The organism is Chitinophaga parva, assembly GCF_003071345.1.
GTDB lineage: Bacteria > Bacteroidota > Bacteroidia > Chitinophagales > Chitinophagaceae > Chitinophaga > Chitinophaga parva.
In genome coordinates this window covers 1,407,203-1,426,965 of record NZ_QCYK01000001.1, presented here as the reverse complement: position 1 = coordinate 1,426,965, position 19,763 = coordinate 1,407,203, and the positions used below count along the sequence as shown (strand labels likewise).

Below are 19,763 nucleotides of genomic sequence, written 5' to 3'. Positions count from 1 at the left end.
TAATTATTCATTTGTTTGCACCCTTAATATAAAACTTTTTCCTGCTAAAAAGCAAATAAATTTTTCAGGGGATTGATTGCAATATAGCCAATAAATTTGTTTTAGCCTCTATTTTTAACACTATTTAAGAAATGTGTAACCCATGGAAAACCCAACGGGCGGGCGGGCTACACAAGATTAGATTACCTGGTGCGGTTTTCCAGCACAATGAAAGGGATATGACGGTTCCAGGAAGGGGTTACCCCGTTTTCCAGCAGGCCTTTGGACATATTACCAAGGAAGATGTCGGGGTCCCCGTCGTGATCATAATCAGCTACCTCCATGCAGATCCAGCGCCCCATATTATGAACGGGAATAGCATGGGGAATAAATTGCATGGACTTGTCCTGTTCAAAATAAACCATTTCTTCCTCCGGCCGGTTAATGTGATCTGCAAAGAAAGCAATCGTGGCAATATCCACGTCCCCATCGCCGTCAAAATCCGCAGCCACAGCTTTATAGCAACCATGGATCGGGAAGAACCAGCGCTGTTCAAATTTCATATCTCCCTTGTTCAGGAATATATATACCCCATGGAATGGTTTCAGCACATTTGAGTAGTCCCCGTTATCCCCGCAGGTATAGACAATATCAGGCAGGCCATCATGATCCACGTCTGTATACTGGAAACTGGAGGACCCCCATACTGGTAAAAAGTCGAGCAACCGCTTCTCGGTAAAGCCTCCGTGCTGGTTATTATAAAACACCGAGATGCCTTCCTGTGCGTGGGCAAACAACACCATCACATCCAACCAGCCATCTTTATTAAAATCACCTGTTTGGGCTTGTATAGCTCCGGGAATGGCTTTGATCGTATCTATATTAAACTTACGGTCCGGTGTTTGGCGCATTAACAATAATGCACCCTGCTCATGTCCAAAACCACATACAACGTAGTCGGTCAGTTTGTCCTTGTTAAAGTCGCCGGCCACTGTAAACACAGGGCGGGGCTGAAAGGCGGCTACAATATTGTAATCCGGATCAGCATCTTTCTCCGGGTTAAAGCGGAGTTGTTCCCCACGCGCTTCATCTGTGGCTATCATCTGGCCGATGGTGGTGAATAAGCGCTGCACGGTGTCTGTACCCGGATCGCGGAACTGGCTGTAATGGACCACGGGAGAATGTGTCTGGAAAGTGTGCAACAGTTTACCACCAGGTTCATACACGTTGAGGCTACTTGTTTCTTCCGAAGCAACATAGAGATGCCCGGACGCGCTATCCCAGCCCAGCATGCAGGTGGTAGCTTCCAGGGCGGTATCTTTTACAGCCGGCACCTGAAGCTTGAACACGGCCCAGTCACTCACAAAAGGTTGCGGCAGGCGGGAGGTGTCCATTTTCTTCGGAGCCGTATGGAGATAGAACTTCACGATATCCATCCAATCTTCAAATTTCAACAAAGGATGATCACCGGGATTAGGCTGGAAGTATTCATCCTGGCCCCACACACGGATGCCAAGACGGCTGGCCATATTGGGCAATACGCCACGCTTCCAGGTGGCGCTGTCAAGTGCGGAAGGCGGCACGTATTTGTGGCAACTGGCGCAATATTGTTCGGCCAGTTCCTGGCCGTGGGAAATACCTTGTTTTTTTTCTTTGGGTTGTTTACAGCTGCTTACGAGGGCAGCTGTTAACCAGGCTACGCCTACCAGTGCGATAGCCGCTTTCAGGAACTTTTGTAGTTGCATAATGTAAAAAAAAGAAGAGGTAGTGAATGTACTACCTCTTCCATAGAAAACAAGTTAAATTATTTACGAACCTTAGTAACCACTGTTCTGGGTCAGGGTGGGCTGGCCACCTTTCAGGCCCAGGTCGATCTGGCGTTGCGGGATCGGGTATGCAGTATCCCTTGCAACGAAGTTTGCGCCAGTGAGGTCAGTGGTGATCTTACCTTCATACTGGTAGTAAGCATTCATCACTGCCGGTGCAACACCCCAACGAACCAGGTCAAAATAGCGCTGGCCTTCCATTGCCAACTCCAGTTTTCTTTCCAGCCGCACAGCAGCACGAGCGGAGGCCTGATCAGCGAAGGTGCCATAATCACCAGCTTTATAGGCCGGCAATTTGTACGCATTCCAGGAAGTAGGATGACCGTTTGCATCAGCGGTAAGTACTACCCAGGTTTCACCTTTGTCTTTACGTACTACCCAGTCACCAGCGCCCATCTTGATGGTGGTGCTGGCGGTATTGAATTCCGCATCGCTGTTGGTAGTTGCTTTTGCAAAGGCGATGTTATCATTAATGCTTACAAAACCAGCGGGTCTGTTAGCACGCTCTCTTACCATGTTGATATAAGTGGTAGCCTTAGCGAGAGAACCTGCTTCAATTTCAGCTTCAGCAGCCAGCAGCAGCACATCCGCAAAACGGATAATGTGCACGTTGATCGCGGAGCCCGGAGCCCAGGAGTGCGCGTCATAATACAGGCTCTGTGTTGCTTTGTAGTAAACGTTCTTCTTGGGAGCGTAGGGACCAGCATAGTCCTGCTGGCGGATCCAGTTTGCACCGGGGTGCGGACCCCAGTCCAGGTAGGGAACACCACGGCGGCCTACCGTCCAGTCCAGGCGGGGATCCACGGTTTTGGTATCCAGCGTGAAGGCGGTTGAACTGCTTTTACCCATATCGCTGATCACTTCAGTGGCGTTATTGTCGTTCAAAGGCAGCCCGGTAGTGGCATTCACCAGGTAAGAGTTTACCAGGTCCTGGGAGGGCTGGTAGAAACCGCAGCAGCCAAAGGGGCTGTTATACGGGAAGTTCAGCATATCACCCTGGTTAGCGTGGGTGATCTGGTTGGTTCCGTTATTTGCGGTCATCTGGATATCAAACACGGTTTCTGAATTGTTCTTCTTAGCCGGGTTGAAGTTATCCTCAAAGTTTACATTATCCAGGGAGTAGTGCAGGCCAGTGGCAGTTACACCTTGCGTGATCACGGCGTCAAACTGGGTCTTTGCCGCAGCGTAGTTGTGCTCATACATGTAAACCTTACCGAGATAAGCTTTAGCAGCCCATTTGTTTGCACGGCCGGCATCCCCATTGAAAGCGAGGTCAGTCAGGCTGTCTGCGGCAAACTTCAGGTCGTCCTCGATATGGGACCAGGAGTCATCCGCCGGTTGCTGGAAGTCGGTGGTAGTTTCGTCGATCCAGGGTACGCGCTTGAACATTTTCTTCAGTTCAAAGTAGTAGTGGGCACGCAGGAAACGGGCTTCCGCCTTGATGCTGGTTGCTTCCGCAGACTCCAGGCCAACGGTCTGGGAGAGGGACTTCAGCGTGGTATTGCAACGGGTGATACCATCAAATATTGCTTTCCACTTGGTATTAAAGAACCCATTGGCAGGATCAAACACACCAGTCATGATCTGGTTGATCGGCGGCTGGTCAATCGGGTTAGAGCCTTTGTGGGCATCGCCACCGGCCACGCTACCATAGATCCAGTTAGAGGGAGCTGCTTCCCAGGGACCGCCACCACCGATGGCGGCTACGTTTGCCTGCTGGCCATCCAGTGCGGCATAAGCGCCTATCAGGAAGCCACGGGTACCTTCAGGAGTAGCGATCAGGTCAAGGGGTAAAGCGCCATAGGGCGGTTTATCCAGGTAAGACTTGCTACAAGAGAATAGTGTCATGCCGGCTGCAAGCGCGGTTACACCTAGTATAAAGAATGATTTTTTCATTGTTTGCTTAGTTTAAAATTCAAAGACTCAGTACCATTCGCTGCTTAGAAAGTTACGTTTACACCCACCAGGAAGTTACGGGTATTGGGATAACCACCTGTATCGATACCGAAGTTAGTAGAACCGTAGTTGGAGCTGCCGCTACCGGTTTGCGGGTTCTGTGCAGTACCGATTTCCGGATCAATACCAGAGTATTTGGTGATGGTGAACAGGTTTGCAGCCTGTACATATACACGCAGTCTGTCGATGTGTGCGCGTTTGGTCATGTCAGCAGGCAGGGTGTAACCCAGTACCATGTTGCGGCAACGCAGGAAAGAACCGTTTTCTACATAGTAAGAGTTGGGTGCATTCACCGTAGAGGTGTAAGCAGTGGTTTCCTGGATAGGCGCTTTGGCGTTGTGATTGGTCGGAGTCCAGGAATTGTACACAGCGGTCTTGCTCTTCTGGCTTACGAAAGAAGAATAAAAGTCTGTCCACCACAGCACGTCGTTCCAGATCTTACCACCCTGGCTGCCATAGAGGAACATGCTCCAGTCAAAGCCTTTGTAAGTCAGGCCCAGGTTCAAACCGTAAGTGAATTTCGGGTTCGGGCTGCCCAGGAATTGTTTGTCATCCGCAGTGATGATGCCATCGCCATTGGTGTCAGCATATTTAAAGCGGCCTACACCGATACCGTCTTCGTAAACGGCTTCGGGGTTGTTGGTAGCTTTCTGTGCTGCGGCGTTAGCTGCACTTACTTCTTCTGCGCTGTTCCAGAAACCTACGATCTTGTAACCGTAGAAGGAAGATACGGGATGACCTACCGCGTTACGGATGATGTACTGTCCGTTGAAGCGGCGGGATTCCTGGTCGAAGTAAGTTGCATCAGATATCTTGGTGATGGTGTTCTTGTAGGTAGTGATGGTGGCAGTACCCGTGAAATGAAGATCGGGGGTAATGTCAAAGTTGCCCGTCACGCCTGCATCAAAACCAGTGTTCTTCATGCTGGAAATGTTCACATAAGGAGCAGTGGCGCGGCCCTGGGTACCGGGTACTTCCACCTGGTACAGCAGGTCCTTGATGTCTTTGCGATAGTAGTCGGCTGTAATTTCCAGTTTACCTTTGAACAGGCTTGCATCGATACCGATGTTGCTGTTCGCATCGCTTTCCCATTTAGCGTTCGGGTTACCGATCTGTGTCTGGTAGTAACCGAGGGTAGAGCCGCCGGCTGCACCGGTAATGTTGTAATAAGAGTTGTTCTTATCGGGACCGTACAGGGTGAAGGCGTTAGAGGGCGATACGTTGATCTGGTTACCCATTACACCATAACCACCACGGATCTTCAGGTCGCTGATCCAGGTAATATTCTTCATGAAAGATTCCTGGGAGATACGCCATGCAGCGCTCACCGCGGGGAAGTTACCATAACGGTTGTTGGAACCGAAGCGGCTGGAACCATCACGGCGGATCACACCACCGATCAGGTATTTATCGTGGAATGCATAGTCAACACGGGCAAACAGGGAATACAACGCGTCGTTGTAGTTGTTGCTGTAGTTGGTAGGCGTACCGGAACCGGTGGAGAGGGTTACGTAAGAAGGATCGAAGGAGAAATAACCGTTATTGGAACCGCCCACATTACGGCCAAACTCATTGAAAGCTTCAGAACCGATCAGCACCTTCACATCGTGGTATTTACCAAATGTCTGGTGGTAGTTCAGGGTATTGGTCCAGGTGTAATCAAAACCATTACCAGCGTTTTCTGTATAGCTGTTCACTTTATTGTTTTCAGAGTTTTCATACTCAGGGAAAGTGAACTGGTGGTTGTTGAAGGCGAAGGCCTGGCCACCAAAGCTGGTGCGCACGGTAAAGTATTTCAGGAAGTCCACTTCACCGTAAACGTTACCCAGCAGGCGGGTTCCGGTGGTTTTATTGTTGCGGGTACGTTCCTGGATAGCTACCGGGTTTCTGGCGTTACCGAGGCTCGGTGCTTGGGTACCGGCGTAATTGCCCATGATATCGTATACGGGGATGATGTTGGGTTCGCGGAAAGCCATGCCAATACCGCTACCTTCTGCCAGGATACCGATCTGCGGGTTGTCAATGACAGAATATGCAAGGTTTTCACCGATACGGATGCTATGGCTTACATTGTAAACACTGTTGGCACGAACGGTATAACGCTTTTCATATGTCCTGTCGAGGATACCTTGCTGGTTGAAGTAGTTGGCAGAGAAGAAATAGCTACCCTGGTCGCTACCGCCTGCAGCAGAGATATTATGGCTGGTGATGGGGGCCGGTTTGAAGATCTCGTGGAACCAGTCGGTACCTTGCTTGTTAGCTTTCATGATCTGTTTTGCACCGGGACCGCCTACCTGGGTAGGATCAGTATAGTTGGGATTCAGCTTGTAGGTGGCAGGATCTACCGCAGGATCGCCTTCCATTTTACCGGCGGGCAGGATATAATCGGGCAGTACGGGTGTAGAGCCGGTACCATACTGGGTAGGATCAGGAGTTTTGCCGGAGTTTGCATAAGCAGTCCACATCAGGTTTGCACTTTCTGTGGGGGTTGCCAGGTTCCAAACGTTACCGGAGGGTACGCGCTGGGTACCTACATAACCGTCGTAGTTCACACGGATCTTACCGGCGGTACCGCGGCGGGTGGAAACGATGATCACACCGTTTGCGGCGCGGGCACCGTAGATGGTAGCAGAGCTGGCATCTTTCAGTACCTGCATGTTCGCGATGTCGTTCGGGTTCAGGTCGTCAATGTTCTGGGTGGGTACACCGTCCACAACGTAGAGGGGGGTGTTGTTACCGAAGGTATTGATACCGCGGATCTTTACCTGGGGCGCCTGGCCGGGCTGGCCGCTACCTACTACGGTAACACCGGATACCTGGCCTTGCAGCTGGCTGTTAACGTTGGCCACCGGCTGTGTTTTGAGGTTGTCTACGTTTACAACGGCTACTGCACCAGTGAGGTCCTTTTTACGTTGCGCGGAATAACCGGTTACTACTACTTCATCCAGGGAGCCTACTTTTTCTTCCAATGTAACCATCACCGGGCCGGAGCCGATAACCTGTTCAACATTGTTGTAGCCTACGAAGGAGAAGACCAGCACCTGGCCTTTGTTTGCGGAAACGGAGAAACTACCGTCTGCTCCGGTAGCTGTTCCCTTTGTTGTGCCTTTAACGGCTACAGATACACCGGGCAGTCCAGCTCCGGACGCCTTGTCTGTAACCCTTCCCGTGATCTGTTGTTGAGCGAATGCACTGCTGCCGAGTAGCAACAAGAACGCACAGCAGCATAGCGCCAACATGTGGTAGAAGTGTTTTTTCATAACGTGGTATTTAAAAAATTAAAATGTGTGCAATCGAATGAAAAATTGGTACAAACAACTTAACTGCACCTGCGAAACCGGCAGGTCACAGTCGAGAGATTTTTTATGTTTTAGTAATGTTAGTTTGAAACGTGTTGTTATGAGGAATAGGCGATGCTCACAATGAAAAGCGATTTTGGCACCCTTGCTTTGTTCATAACGTGGTACTTTAAAAGTATTAAATTGGTTGACCTGTTTTTATAACGTGTAATGGAATGACCTTTTCATATAAATTCGGGTTCAATTTATAACATAAAATTAACAGATACAAGTATTCTTTTCACTTTTCTCAAAAAAAAATTCAAGCCGCTGCTGTGGCCCGCCTGCGCGGATTGCCCTGCTTAATTAGTATGTTTAGTCTTTTAAACTTATCTTCTTATCAACTGCAATATCATGAAAGTTTTTAACATCGTATGGTGCGTGCTGTTTATCGTGTTTGCCGCCCTTCAGTACAACGATCCTGATCCCTACATCTGGATGCCCATTTACTTATATGGCGCCTATTTCTGCTGGCAGGCCGCCCGTAGACGTTTTTATTTTACCGCCTACTGGATCGGCATTGCCGTGTACCTGGCCTACGCCCTCTTCCTCATCTTTACGGCCAACGGGGTGATAGACTGGGTGACCGTACACCATGAGGAAAGCATTGTACAGACCATGAAGGCGGAAAAACCCTGGATAGAGCAAACCCGTGAGTGCGGTGGCCTGCTCATCCTTATCGCCGTATTCCTGGTCAATTATTTTTATGGTAAGCGCCTGCGGCGCAATGCCAGGGCCTGACGCCCAATGACCCTACATAAAAAATCCCGCCAGGCATTGCACCTGGCGGGATTTCTATTTAAATACGGTGTACCGCTTAGCGGGCAAGCTGGAACCCGGTAATACCTACATACCCCTTCTCCCCTTCTGCCGCATGGATGCGGAACACCAGCTGGTGCGGCGTACTGCTCACCGGGCTGGCAAAGTGGATAAAGGCCTTGTTAGGCGCAGTAGTGCCGGCCCCGGGGCCAATGTGGGCCTCGCCAAGCTTGGTACCGCTTGGGCTATCCAGGAAGGCCTCCACCGTGTAACCATTAGCACTGATATCTTTTGCATAATAAATCACCTGCACACCACTGATACTACGCAGGTCCAGGTTGGCAAACGTAGCCGTGCTGGCACCTGCACCGGGCAGCAGCAGTTTCAGGCCATTTACTTCCACTACGGAGGCGCCTTCCATCTGGTCGGGGCTTACGGCATCCAGGGTGGCATTGCGCAGCGCCACGGTGCTGGAGCCGGTGATGGGCTTAATGCCGGGGCCTCCTTTGTCTGTGTAGCTGGCCGTGAGGTACAGCACACCGTTGGGTTTCACCGGCTGGCCCAGGCCAGGGTCCAGGCTGCCCGTAAAGGCCAGCGACGGGTGCTGGGCGGCGCTGCCGTTCAATGTCATAATATACTGTACCACTTCTTTGGCTTCGTTCAGGTTCAGGCCGGGGTGAGCAGGCATATTGGTTTCTCCCCAAACGCCACCACCACCTTTGATGATCTTATTGGCCAGGCGGTCTTCCGCGGTCTTGTCATCCTTGTATTTCTCTGATACCAGTTTAAAGGCAGGGCCAATGGATTTTTCGTCCAGCTTGTGGCACGACTTACAATCATTGGCTTCCATGATGCTCTTACCGGCCAGGGCGCCGGTGATCACCTGGTGGCCCTGGGGCAGGGCTGCCTTGTCTTTTCCTTCCATGTAATTAGCAGAGATGTAGGCATTCTCATTGCCACTGGTGATGGCGCCATCTTCTGCGTCGGTGATCTTTACATCGTAGCTCACTTTTTCACCGGGGAAATAGAACATCTGGTTACCTGCAATGCTGATCTGCACTTTGGGCATTTCATTACCGGCGTAGAGATTCACCGCGGCACTGCGGGTGCTGGCGCCTTTGTCATCCACCACTTCCACGTAGGCATTGTATTCACCGGCCATTTCATACGTGTACTGCAGTTCCGGTTTCGTGGTCTCTTTCTTATGGCCATCGCCGGTGTACCAGAGGTAAGTGAGCTTGTCACCATCCGCATCGTAACTGCCTTCTGCACTCAGCTTCACGGTGAGGGGCAGCTTGCCGGTGGTCTTGTCTGCCTTGATCATGGCTACCGGCGCCCGGTTGCCGCCATTATAATCTATGCGCGACAGGGCGGCATCTGCATTCTTGCTAAACCATCCGCTGCCATATTCCAGTACATACAGGCGGCCATCGGGGCCCATTTCCATGTCGATCATGGAATTGAACTTCATGTGCGGCACCACGCGTTCCATCTTGCTGAAGTGGCCTTCTTTGTCCATGGTCACGGCCATGATCCAACCGCGGATGAAGTCATAGATGAACAGCTTGCCGTTGTAATATGTTGGGAAGCGCGTAGCAGCGGGATAGTCTTCTGCATAGAACACCGGGCCGGCGCTGGCGCTGCGGCCACCACTGCCCACCTGCGGGAAGTCTACAGAAGGCCCGTACGGGTACCAGATAAAGGCCGGTTGCGCAGGCGGCAGCTCCCTTAAACCGGTATTGTTGCGGGAATCATTGACCGGGTGTTGGGGATCAAAGTAATCCCCGCTCTTACCGGTGGCATAATCATAACGCCGGTAAGGTTTATTATCCGCAATGAACAGCGGGTAGCCAAAGTAGCCGGGCTTTTGCGCCTGGTTGATCTCATCGTACCCTCTTGGTCCGCGCAGGGAATCATCATTGTTGGCGTCCGGGCCTACATCCCCCCAGTATACAAAGCCGGTGTGCTTATCCACTGAAATGCGGTAAGGATTGCGCGTACCCATCGCGTAAATTTCCGGGCGGGTCTTGGGGGTACCGGGTTTGAACAGGTTGCCCTCCGGTATGCTGTAAGAGCCGTCTTCATTGATCTTAATGCGGAGGATCTTTCCACGCAGGTCGTTGGTATTGGAAGAGCCACGGCGGTCGTCATAATGATCGTGCCCGGGGCGGTCGTCCATGGGGCCATAACCTTTGCTCACGTAAGGCTGCCCCGGCTCGTCAAACGGGGTGGTGTTATCACCTGTGGAAAGGTAGAGGATATTATCGTTGCCAAAGGCCAGGGAGCCGCCGGTGTGGCAGCACATATCGCGCTGCTCCTTCAGTTCCAGGATCACCTTTTCACTTTCCTTTTTCAGTTCATCCTGTTCAAAAATGAAGCGGGACAAGCGGTTGATGGCACTGTCCGGGCGGGCATAGTACAGGTACACGTAGTGGTTCTTTGCATAGTTGGGATCTGCGGTAATACCCAGCAGGCCTTCTTCAGAGTTCACGTTTGGCGTATCTGTATGAAAGTAAACTTTCAGGTCTGCCACCTGTTTCAGGCTGTGGTCCTGGTCTTTGTACAGCATCAGTTGCCCGCGGCGCTGTGCGATGAGCACATCCAGATTAGGCAGGATGGTCATTTCCGTGGGCTCAAAGAAACCGCCGCTGGTGAGCACCGTTTTGGAGAAGCGATCCTCGTCCGGTACACGCAGCGTGGTACAGCGGCTGTAGTCCAGCAGGGAGTTATTGCCCATGGCATATTGAATACCACCCAGCAACAGTTTTATCACGTTAGGCTCCTGGTACGATTCATCGGTGTGGCCCAGCTCCATGTAAAAAGCGCGGCCGCCGTCGTATTCATGGTACCAGCTGATGGGATGGTCTTCTCCCATCTTACCGCCCTGGTACGACTTTTCATCCACCTTCAGGATCACCTTTATGTCCTTGCTCACTTTCTTGAAATTATACCATTCGTCGGTATGCTCCCAGGTGCCCGGCAGGCCAGCGGTAGCGGGAAAGCTTTTGTCTGTTACCAGCAGTTTTGCCTGGTACGTACCGGCCGGGTGGTCCTGGAAATAGGCGCCCACCAGGCCACCATACCAGCCCCAGTCGTACTCCGTATCCGTAGCGGCATGCACGCCTACGTAGCCGCCGCCCGCCTGGATATAGCGTTCAAAGTCGGCCTCCTGGTAGTTGTTCAGTACATCGCCGGTGGTGTTGAGGAAGATCACTGCTGCATACTTTTGCAGGCTGTCTTCTGTAAAATAATCCGCGTTGGTGGTAGTGTCCACCAGGAACCCGTTAGCGGTGCCCATTTGTTGGAGGGCTTTTACGCCGGCGGGAATAGCGTTGTGGTGAAAGCCCATGGTTTTGGAAAACACCAGGACCCGGGGCTGCCCTTCGCGCTTTTGCTTGCAGCCCGTTACCAGGGCCAGCACCAGCAGGGTGCCAAGTAAGTAATGAATGTATTTCATGTGCAGTTTATAGCGATGGATAATTGCGCGTGTAATGTAATTTTAACTCAAAAATGCCAACGTTGGCATTAAAACAGGAAATAACACCCGTTTATCAGTGGGTGTCAGACAAGGTTACCACGCCGATGTTCTTCGATCCTTTTTTGCGGCCCAGTGCATAGTCTATGCCGCCCAGCAGGTGCCCGAGGTAAAGCGGGTCGTAGTAAGATTCTTTGGTATGTCCGAGTTCTGTGTAGAAAGCGCGGCCGCCATCATAATCGTGCCACCAGGCCATGGGGTGTACGTCACCATTTTTGCCACCGGTATAGGTCTTTTCATCGATGGTGAGCACTACGTGCAGGTCTGGTTGTATGTCGCGGAAGTTGTACCATTCATCCCTGCGCTTCCATTCATCGGGCAGGGCCTGGGTGGAGAAGCTGCGGTGACGGTCTGCCACGTGCAGCACGGCTTCCTGCTGGGCGGGGTGGCTTACAAAATAAGCGCCGGCCAGCTTGCCATACCAGGGCCAGTCGTACTCCGTATCGGTGGCTGCGTGAATGCCCACGTAGCCGCCTCCATGCTCAATAAAATGCTGGAATGCCACCTGCTGGGCACTGTCCAGCACATCGCCGGTGGTGTGCAGGAAGATCACCACTTTATACTGTTTCAGGTTTGCTTCCGTAAATACACTGGCATCTTCCGTGGTATCTACTGCAAAGTTGTTATCCTGGCCCAGTTTCATGATGGCCAGCTTTCCCACGGGAATCGCATCATGCCGGAAACCTTTTGTTTTGGAAAATACCAGCACTTTAGGCTGCGCTGCAAAAGCAAGCGAAATGGTGCAGCAGAGCAGCAGGGTGGTGAGGATGTGTTTCATATAACGGGAATAATTGTAAAGGATGTTTAGGTCCTAGGTCGCGCTTGTAAGCGATGTCTTTTGCGGTAACCGGTACCTAAGACCCAGGACCTAAGACCTGGGACAATTTTTTACAGCTGCTTCAACTTAAGATCCCGGTACCAAACCTGGTTACCATGATCCTGCAAGGCAATGCCGCCCTGGGGATAGGCTGCAAAACCTTTCCAGTTCTTGAATTTGCTGTTGTTCAGCATGGCTTGCCATTCGGGGGTACCGATGGTCACGTCAGCGGTTTTAAGACCGTTCAGGAACAGCTGGATGTGGCCATTCTTTTTAACGATCCTGGCGGTATTCCATTCACCTACGGGCTTGGCGTTCAGCTTGGGGGCTTTTTCCAGGTCGTAGAGGTCACCGGAGTTATGTTTGGGATTTTTGCCGTCGGGGTGTTTGGCATCGTCCAGTACCTGCATTTCAATGCCGGTGAGGTACGGTGCGTCAAACTGCGGGTCTTCGTGCACGCCGAAGATCAGGCCACTGTTGCCGCCTTCGGAGATCTTCCACTGGTAGCTCAGTTCAAAGTTTTCGTATTGATCGTTGGTCACCAGGTCCACGTGGTCACCGCCGGGTGTCAGTTGCAGGGCGCCATCCACCACGCTCCAGTGGGAGGCGGCGTCTTTACCGTTGTAACCATGCCAGCCGTTGAGGGATTTGCCGTCAAACAGCAGCTTCCAGCCTTGTTTCTGTTCTTTGCCGGAAAGGGTGTTCTGTGCGCTGGCGCTGCCCATGAGTGCAGCTGCGGCGAACAGGGTAAGGAAAGTCTTTTTCATAATTAGGTTCCGCTTTGTTTGATTGTTAAAATGGTTACAGGGTTAAATGGATGAACGCTTGGTGTGCAGGCGCTCATCCATTTTTCAGGCAACATTTATTTCTGCGCCAGTATATATTTTACGATCTCCTTGGCATCATCTTTCGCCAGGTCGGGGTGCGGGGTCATGGGTGTAGTGCCCCAGTGGCCGCTGCCACCGCTGATGATCTTGCTTGCCAGCATGTCGATGTTCTCATCGGTTGCAGGATACTTGTTTGCAATTTCCTTGAAAGAGGGCCCTACCACTTTCATATCCACTTTATGGCAGGTTTTGCAATCCAGGCTTGCTTCGAGGGTCTCGCCTTTGGATGCCGGAGCTCCTGCGCCCGGCGCTACCATTGAATTATCGGCCGCAGCCGGAGTTTCTGATTTAGCGCCTTCGGTAGCCTTATCATTCTTGCTACCACCACCACAAGCTGCCATAAAAACGGCGATCATCACCACAGACGCCAGCATTCCTTTTTTCATTAGTTTGACTTTTATTGGATTGAAAAATTGTTAGATTGATGTATTGCCAGGTTGTTTAAATCCCCAGGATCTTCCTGTTCAGCGCATCATTGGCACCGGTGCCGGCAAAGTCATCAAATGCGCGGTCGGTTACGCGGATGATGTGGGATGCAATGAAGGGGGCTCCTTCCCTGGCACCCTGTTCGGGATGTTTCAGTGCACACTCCCATTCCATGACGGCCCATCCTGCAAAATCGTACTGCGCCATTTTGCTGAAGATGCTCTTGAAATCCACCTGTCCATCGCCCAGGGAGCGGAAACGGCCCGGCCTTTCCACCCAGCCCTGGTAACCGCCGTACACGCCGGAACGGCCGGTGGGATTGAATTCTGCGTCTTTCACATGAAACATCTTGATGCGCTCATGGTAAATATCGATAAACTCCAGGTAGTTCAGGCATTGCAGCACAAAATGGCTGGGATCGTACAAGATATTCGCGCGTTTGTGACCGCCTACGGCTTCCAGGAAGCGCTCAAACGTAACGCCGTCGTGCAGGTCTTCACCGGGATGCAGTTCGTAGCACAGGTCCACCCCACATTCCTCATACACATCCAGGATGGGTTTCCAGCGCTTGGCCAGTTCGGCAAAGCCGGTTTCCACCAGGCCGGCGGGGCGCTGGGGCCAGGGATATACCGTGGGCCAGAGCAGGGCGCCGCTGAAGGTTACGGATGCATGGAGGCCCAGGTGCTGGCTGGCCTTTGCGGCATATTTCACCTGCTGTACCGCCCATTCCGTGCGGGCGGCAAAATTACCCCGCAGGTTTTCCGGCGCGAAGCCGTCAAACAGGTCGTTGTAGGCCGGGTGTACGGCCACCAGCTGGCCCTGCAGGTGGGTGGAAAGCTCGGTGATCTCCACACCGGCGGCATTCACCAGTCCTTTTACCTCGTCTGCGTAGGTCTTGCTTTCTGCTACCTTTTTCAGGTCAAAGATATTCGGATCGTTCGTGGGGAGCTGTACGCCCTTAAAACCAAGGCTGGCCGCCCATTCACAAATAGATTTCAGGCTATTGAAAGGGGCTTTGTCGCCCAGGAATTGCGCCAGGAAAATACCAGGTCCTTTGATCGTTTTCATGCAAAGAATTTTATCGTATAACCATTAACGTTAGATTTCAAATTTTGTCCATTTCTGCTCGCTGGCGGATGATTTCACCACGTTGTCGATGAAGGCCATGCCACGTACGCCGTCTGCCACGCTGGGATAGTCCAGGGTTTCAGGGGAAGGCGTGGTGCCATCTGCGATGGCCATGAGGTGGTGGGCAAAATTGCGGTACAGGTTACCGAATGCCTCCAGGTAGCCTTCCGGATGGCCGCCGGGCGTACGGGTATTTTTGTACATGAAGGGGCTTTGGAAATGGTATCCGGCGCCTGCACGGTAGATCTCCGTGGGCTTATCCAGCCATTTTACCAGCAGGGTATTAGGCTCCATCTGGTGCCATTCCAGGCCGCCTTTTTCACCATACACGCGGATGTTGAGGGCGTTCTCTTCGCCGGCTGCAATCTGTGAAGCCGTGAGCACGCCACTGGCGCCGTTATTGAACTTGAGCAGCACGGCACCATCATCGTCCAGGCGGCGTCCGGGTACTACGATATTGAGGTCGGCGCAGAGCTTATCGATCTGCAGGCCGGAAATGTATTCTGCCAGGTTGGCGGCGTGGGTACCAATATCGCCCATGCAGCCGGCCTTGCCGGATTTGCTGGGGTCTGTACGCCAGGCGGCCTGCTGGTTATCCTTTTCACCGGCGGTGCTCAGCCATCCCTGCGGGTATTCTACATACACCTTGCGGATCTGGCCCAGGGCGCCTGCTTTCACCATGGCGCGGGCCTGTTTTACCATCGGGTAGCCGGTGTAAGTGTGGGTGAGCAGCAGTTTGAGGCCAGTGGCTTCCACCTTGGCCTGCAGTTGTTTGGCCTCGTCCAGGGTGAAGGTGATGGGTTTGTCTATTGCCACGTGGAAACCTTTTTCCAGCGCCAGCATGGCGGGCTCAAAGTGCACATGGTTGGGTGTTACGATCACAATAAAATCCAGTCGCTGGTCGGCCGGTTTAGCGGCTTCCGTTTCCAGCATGGTCTTATAATCGGTATAGATGCGGTCGTCTGGCAGGAAAAGCTCCCGGCCAGATTCCAGGGCGCGCTGCGGGTCAGAACTGAGGGCGGCGGCGCTGAGGGTGATAAGGCCGTCCATATTGGCTGCAATACGATGTACAGCACCGATAAAGGCGTTCTTACCGCCTCCGATCATGCCCATTCTTAACTTACGGTTCATTGGTAAATCGTTTTATGCTATCTGATAACTGTTGTTCAAAATCCTGTTGTTCGTGGTCCGCTGTCAATAACGTGCTGTTTGTGCCGGTGGCATGTTCCCTTTTGCTGCATGGTTCCGTAGGAAGGGCCGTTCCGGCGGCCTTAAATTTATAAAAAGTATTTTCATATTTCCGGTCTTTTTCGGCGGGTTATGGGCGCATGGCGGGCGGGCCCGCCTGCCGTTTTGCCCGGGCCTACCAGCCTTTGGGCCGTAACCCGCTGTGGAGGCGGCTTTATGATATTGGGATTTTTATTATTCAAACTCATGCTAATATTTCTTTTTTAGCTACGCCCGTCGGTAAAATATTCCTACATTTACGCCCCAGCCAGCGCCCATGGCGCCGGCAATTTCCAAGTACACAATTTCCAACCACAGGTTTTGATGTAGAAAAATCCATGCAGCATATTGGAAATTGTTAACCGGGGACTGGAATTTACAGCACTGCTGCCAAGGTGGCATAAGCAACCAGTTAAGCATAATATTTGACTGCTGCTGTTGTAGCGTGTTCCAGCTGCCTGCTGCAACCAACTTAAATCCGATAATTCTTATAATAACATGTTAGGTTTTTTAACGAAGCTTTTTGGTGGTCATAAATCCGAGCGGGATATAAAATCCGTTATGCCGGTTGTGGCGCAGATCAATGAGGAATATGCCAAACTGCAATCCTTGTCTATTGATGAACTGCGCAACAAAACGCAGGAGTTCCGTACCCGCATCCAGGAGTACCTGACGGACATTGACACTGAAATAGCGAGCCGCAAGGCTACCGCCGATGAGGCCGAAAACATAGCCGATAAAGACGCGGTATACCAGGAAATTGACAAGCTCCGGAAAGACCGCGATAAAAAAATTGAAGAGGTGCTCAATGAGCTCCTGCCCCAGGCCTTTGCCGTGGTAAAGGAAACCAGCCGCCGCTTCAAGGAAAATACCCAGCTCACCGCCACCGCTACAGAACTGGACCGGGCCCTGGCAGTGAATAAAGATTATATCAACGTGGTAGGTGACAAAGTGACCTACAACAACAGCTGGAAAGCCGCCGGCCAGGATGTAACCTGGAACATGGTACACTATGATGTACAGCTGATAGGCGGTATCACCCTGCACCAGGGTAAGATCTCCGAAATGGCCACGGGTGAAGGTAAAACCCTGGTATCCACCCTCCCGGCTTACCTGAATGCACTGGCCGGTGAAGGCGTGCACATCGTAACGGTGAACGATTACCTGGCCCGCCGTGACTCTGAATGGAACGGCCCCATCTTCGAATTCCTCGGTATTACCGTAGATTGTATAGATAAACATCCCTCCAACTCCACGGAACGCCGCAATGCTTACCTGGCGGATATCACCTACGGTACCAATAACGAATTTGGTTTTGACTACCTCCGTGATAACATGGTGCACAACCCGGATGAAATGGTGCAGCGCAAGCACCACTTTGCCATGGTGGATGAAGTGGATAGCGTATTGATCGATGATGCGCGTACCCCCCTCATTATTTCCGGCCCTATTCCCAAAGGCGATGAACAGGAGTTCCATGAACTGAAGCCCCGCATCCAGCGCCTGGTGGATGCACAGAAACGCGTAACACAGCAGTTCCTGGTAGAAGCCAAAAAACTGATCAGCGAAGGCAAGGACGACCCCAAGACCGGCGGCCTGGCACTGATGCGCGCCTGGAGAGGCCTGCCCAAGAACAGCGCCCTGATCAAATACCTCAGTGAGCCCGGTATCAAAGTACTGCTGCAAAAAGCAGAGAACTACTACATTGCCGACCAGCAACGTGAAATGCCCAAAGTTGATGCGGAACTTTATTTCCACATCGATGAAAAAAATAACAGCGTAGACCTTACCGAAAAAGGCCTGGCCCTCATTACCCAATCTGGTGAAGACGCCAACTTCTTCATTATGCCGGACGTAGGTTTCGAGATCGCAGAGATTGAGAAACTGGACATCAGCGCGGAAGAAAAACTGCAACGCAAGGATACCCTCCTGCAGGACTTTGCCCAGAAATCCGACCGCATCCACTCTATCCAGCAATTGCTGAAAGCGTACACTCTGTTTGAAAAAGACGTGGAGTACGTAGTGATGGATGGTAAAGTGAAGATCGTGGATGAGCAGACCGGCCGTATCCTGGACGGACGCCGCTATTCTGATGGCCTGCACCAGGCCATTGAAGCCAAGGAAAATGTGAAAGTGGAAGCTGCCACCCAAACATTTGCCACCATTACCCTGCAGAACTTTTTCCGTATGTACCACAAGCTGGGCGGTATGACCGGTACGGCTACCACGGAAGCGGGCGAATTCTGGGAGATCTACAAGCTGGATGTGGTAACCATTCCCACTAACCTGCCTGTTTCCCGTATAGATGCAGAAGACCTGGTATACAAAACCAAGCGCGATAAATACCGGGCAGTAATTGAAGAAATAAAACAACTGCAGGCCAAAGGCCGCCCGGTGCTGGTAGGTACCACCTCCGTGGAAGTATCCGAGTTACTGAGCAGGATGCTGCAGCTGGAAAAAATACCCCACAACGTACTGAATGCCAAACAGCATGCCCGTGAAGCACAGATCGTATCTGAAGCGGGGCTGGCCGGCGCGGTGACCATCGCTACCAATATGGCGGGTCGTGGTACGGATATCAAGCTGGGGCCCGGCGTAAAAGAAGCGGGTGGCCTGGCCATCATTGGTACGGAACGGCATGAAAGCCGCCGTGTAGACCGTCAGTTGCGTGGCCGTGCCGGCCGCCAGGGCGATCCCGGTACCTCCCAGTTCTTCGTATCACTGGAAGATGACCTGATGCGCATGTTTGGCTCTGACCGCATAGCCGGTATGATGGACCGCATGGGCTACAAAGAAGGAGAAGTGATCCAGCACAGCATGATCAGTAAGTCTATTGAACGTGCGCAGAAGAAAGTGGAAGAAAACAACTTCGGCATCCGTAAGCGCCTGCTGGAGTATGACGACGTGATGAACAAGCAGCGCACCGTGATCTACGCCAAGCGTAACCACGCCCTGTTTGGAGAGCGCCTGGCCATTGATATTGACAATGCGTTCTACAGCGTAGCAGAGAACCTGGTGGTGATGCATAAAGACACCGGCGATTTTGACGCCTTTAAACGTGATGTGATCATCAACTTCTCCCTGGACACTACTATTACCCAGGAAGAACTGTCAAGAACAGATGCCCCGTCCCTCGCCACCAGGCTGTATAACGAAGCTACGGAGCAATACGAACGCAAGTCCAATAACATGGTGGAATACATGTGGCCCACGCTGGAAGCAGTGGCCCATGATAAAGGCCACCGTGCTACCAATATCGCCATCGAATTTACAGACGGCCGGAAAGGCATGGGTGTAGTGGCAAACATAGCCCGCGTGGTAGAGACCAAAGGACAGGAAGTAAGAGCAGCCCTGGAGCGCTCCATCACCCTGGCCCTGATAGATGAGTCCTGGAAAGAGCACCTGCGCGCCATGGATGACCTGAAACAATCCGTACAAAGTGCCGTATACGAACAGCGTGACCCGCTGCTGGTTTATAAACTGGAAGCGTTTGAACTGTTCAAACAGATGAACGTGGAGACCAATGGCCAGATCGTATCCTTCCTGACCCGTTGTGAACTGCACCACCGCCGTCACCAACAGGAAGAAGAAGCGGTAATGCAGGCAGAAGCCGTAAAGGAAGCTCGCCCTGAAAAGCGTACGGATATGAGCAAGATGAGAACTTCACACGAAGAGCTGAATGCGGCCGGTACTGCCAGCGTAGCAGCACCTGCGTATCACAACCCCGAGCCGGAAAGAACAGAGCCGGTAAAAGCGGGCCCTCGCATCGGCCGTAATGATCCCTGCCCTTGCGGTAGTGGTAAGAAGTACAAGCAATGCCATGGAAAGGATGCATGATCCTGCACCCTGGATGAAATAAATGAAAAAGAGCAAACACTGCGAGGT

General features: G+C 52.1%; 11 protein-coding genes. 2 read left to right on the top strand and 9 right to left on the bottom strand.

Going from position 1 to position 19,763, the window contains the following annotated elements; genetic code table 11:
• Positions 1-182: 182 nt before the first annotated feature.
• The 3 genes from DCC81_RS06090 to DCC81_RS06080 form a co-directional block, all read right to left on the bottom strand.
• On the bottom strand, positions 183-1,724 hold the full coding sequence (locus DCC81_RS06090) for an FG-GAP repeat domain-containing protein (protein WP_108685677.1): 1,542 nt from the start codon (positions 1,722-1,724) through the stop codon (positions 183-185).
• A gap of 72 nt (positions 1,725-1,796) precedes the next feature.
• Entirely contained in the window at positions 1,797-3,701 is a 1,905-nt protein-coding gene (locus DCC81_RS06085) for a RagB/SusD family nutrient uptake outer membrane protein (RefSeq protein ID WP_108685676.1), read from the bottom strand.
• Positions 3,702-3,745: 44 nt separating this feature from the next.
• A complete protein-coding gene (locus DCC81_RS06080; RefSeq protein ID WP_108685675.1) occupies positions 3,746-7,021 on the bottom strand; it encodes a SusC/RagA family TonB-linked outer membrane protein in 3,276 nt (1,091 codons plus the stop codon).
• 432 nt (positions 7,022-7,453) lie between these two features.
• On the opposite strand from DCC81_RS06080, the gene DCC81_RS06075 reads away from it, so the two are divergent.
• Positions 7,454-7,840, top strand: a complete 387-nt coding sequence (locus DCC81_RS06075) for a transmembrane 220 family protein (RefSeq protein WP_108685674.1) — start codon at positions 7,454-7,456, stop codon at positions 7,838-7,840.
• A 76-nt stretch (positions 7,841-7,916) separates the two neighbouring features.
• Here DCC81_RS06075 and DCC81_RS06070 read toward each other — a convergent pair whose 3' ends face one another.
• The 6 genes from DCC81_RS06070 to DCC81_RS06045 form a co-directional block, all read right to left on the bottom strand.
• Complete coding sequence (locus tag DCC81_RS06070; protein WP_205686260.1) at positions 7,917-11,315, bottom strand: ThuA domain-containing protein; 3,399 nt, start codon at positions 11,313-11,315, stop codon at positions 7,917-7,919.
• 94 nt (positions 11,316-11,409) lie between these two features.
• On the bottom strand, positions 11,410-12,171 hold the full coding sequence (locus tag DCC81_RS06065) for a ThuA domain-containing protein (RefSeq protein WP_108685672.1): 762 nt from the start codon (positions 12,169-12,171) through the stop codon (positions 11,410-11,412).
• 110 nt (positions 12,172-12,281) lie between these two features.
• Positions 12,282-12,977 (bottom strand): 3-keto-disaccharide hydrolase, encoded by a 696-nt coding sequence (locus DCC81_RS06060; RefSeq protein ID WP_108685671.1) that lies wholly within the window; start codon positions 12,975-12,977, stop codon positions 12,282-12,284.
• A gap of 95 nt (positions 12,978-13,072) precedes the next feature.
• On the bottom strand, positions 13,073-13,483 hold the full coding sequence (locus DCC81_RS06055; RefSeq protein WP_108685670.1) for a c-type cytochrome: 411 nt from the start codon (positions 13,481-13,483) through the stop codon (positions 13,073-13,075).
• A gap of 55 nt (positions 13,484-13,538) precedes the next feature.
• A complete protein-coding gene (locus DCC81_RS06050) occupies positions 13,539-14,591 on the bottom strand; it encodes a sugar phosphate isomerase/epimerase family protein (protein WP_108685669.1) in 1,053 nt (350 codons plus the stop codon).
• 30 nt (positions 14,592-14,621) lie between these two features.
• The gene (locus tag DCC81_RS06045) at positions 14,622-15,782 is read right to left on the bottom strand and encodes a Gfo/Idh/MocA family protein (RefSeq protein WP_108685668.1); all 1,161 of its coding nucleotides are present in this window, start codon (positions 15,780-15,782) and stop codon (positions 14,622-14,624) included.
• Positions 15,783-16,376: 594 nt separating this feature from the next.
• Between DCC81_RS06045 and secA the strand changes: the two genes are divergently transcribed.
• The gene (secA, locus tag DCC81_RS06035; RefSeq protein ID WP_108685666.1) at positions 16,377-19,715 is read left to right on the top strand and encodes a preprotein translocase subunit SecA; all 3,339 of its coding nucleotides are present in this window, start codon (positions 16,377-16,379) and stop codon (positions 19,713-19,715) included.
• Positions 19,716-19,763 lie beyond the last annotated feature (48 nt).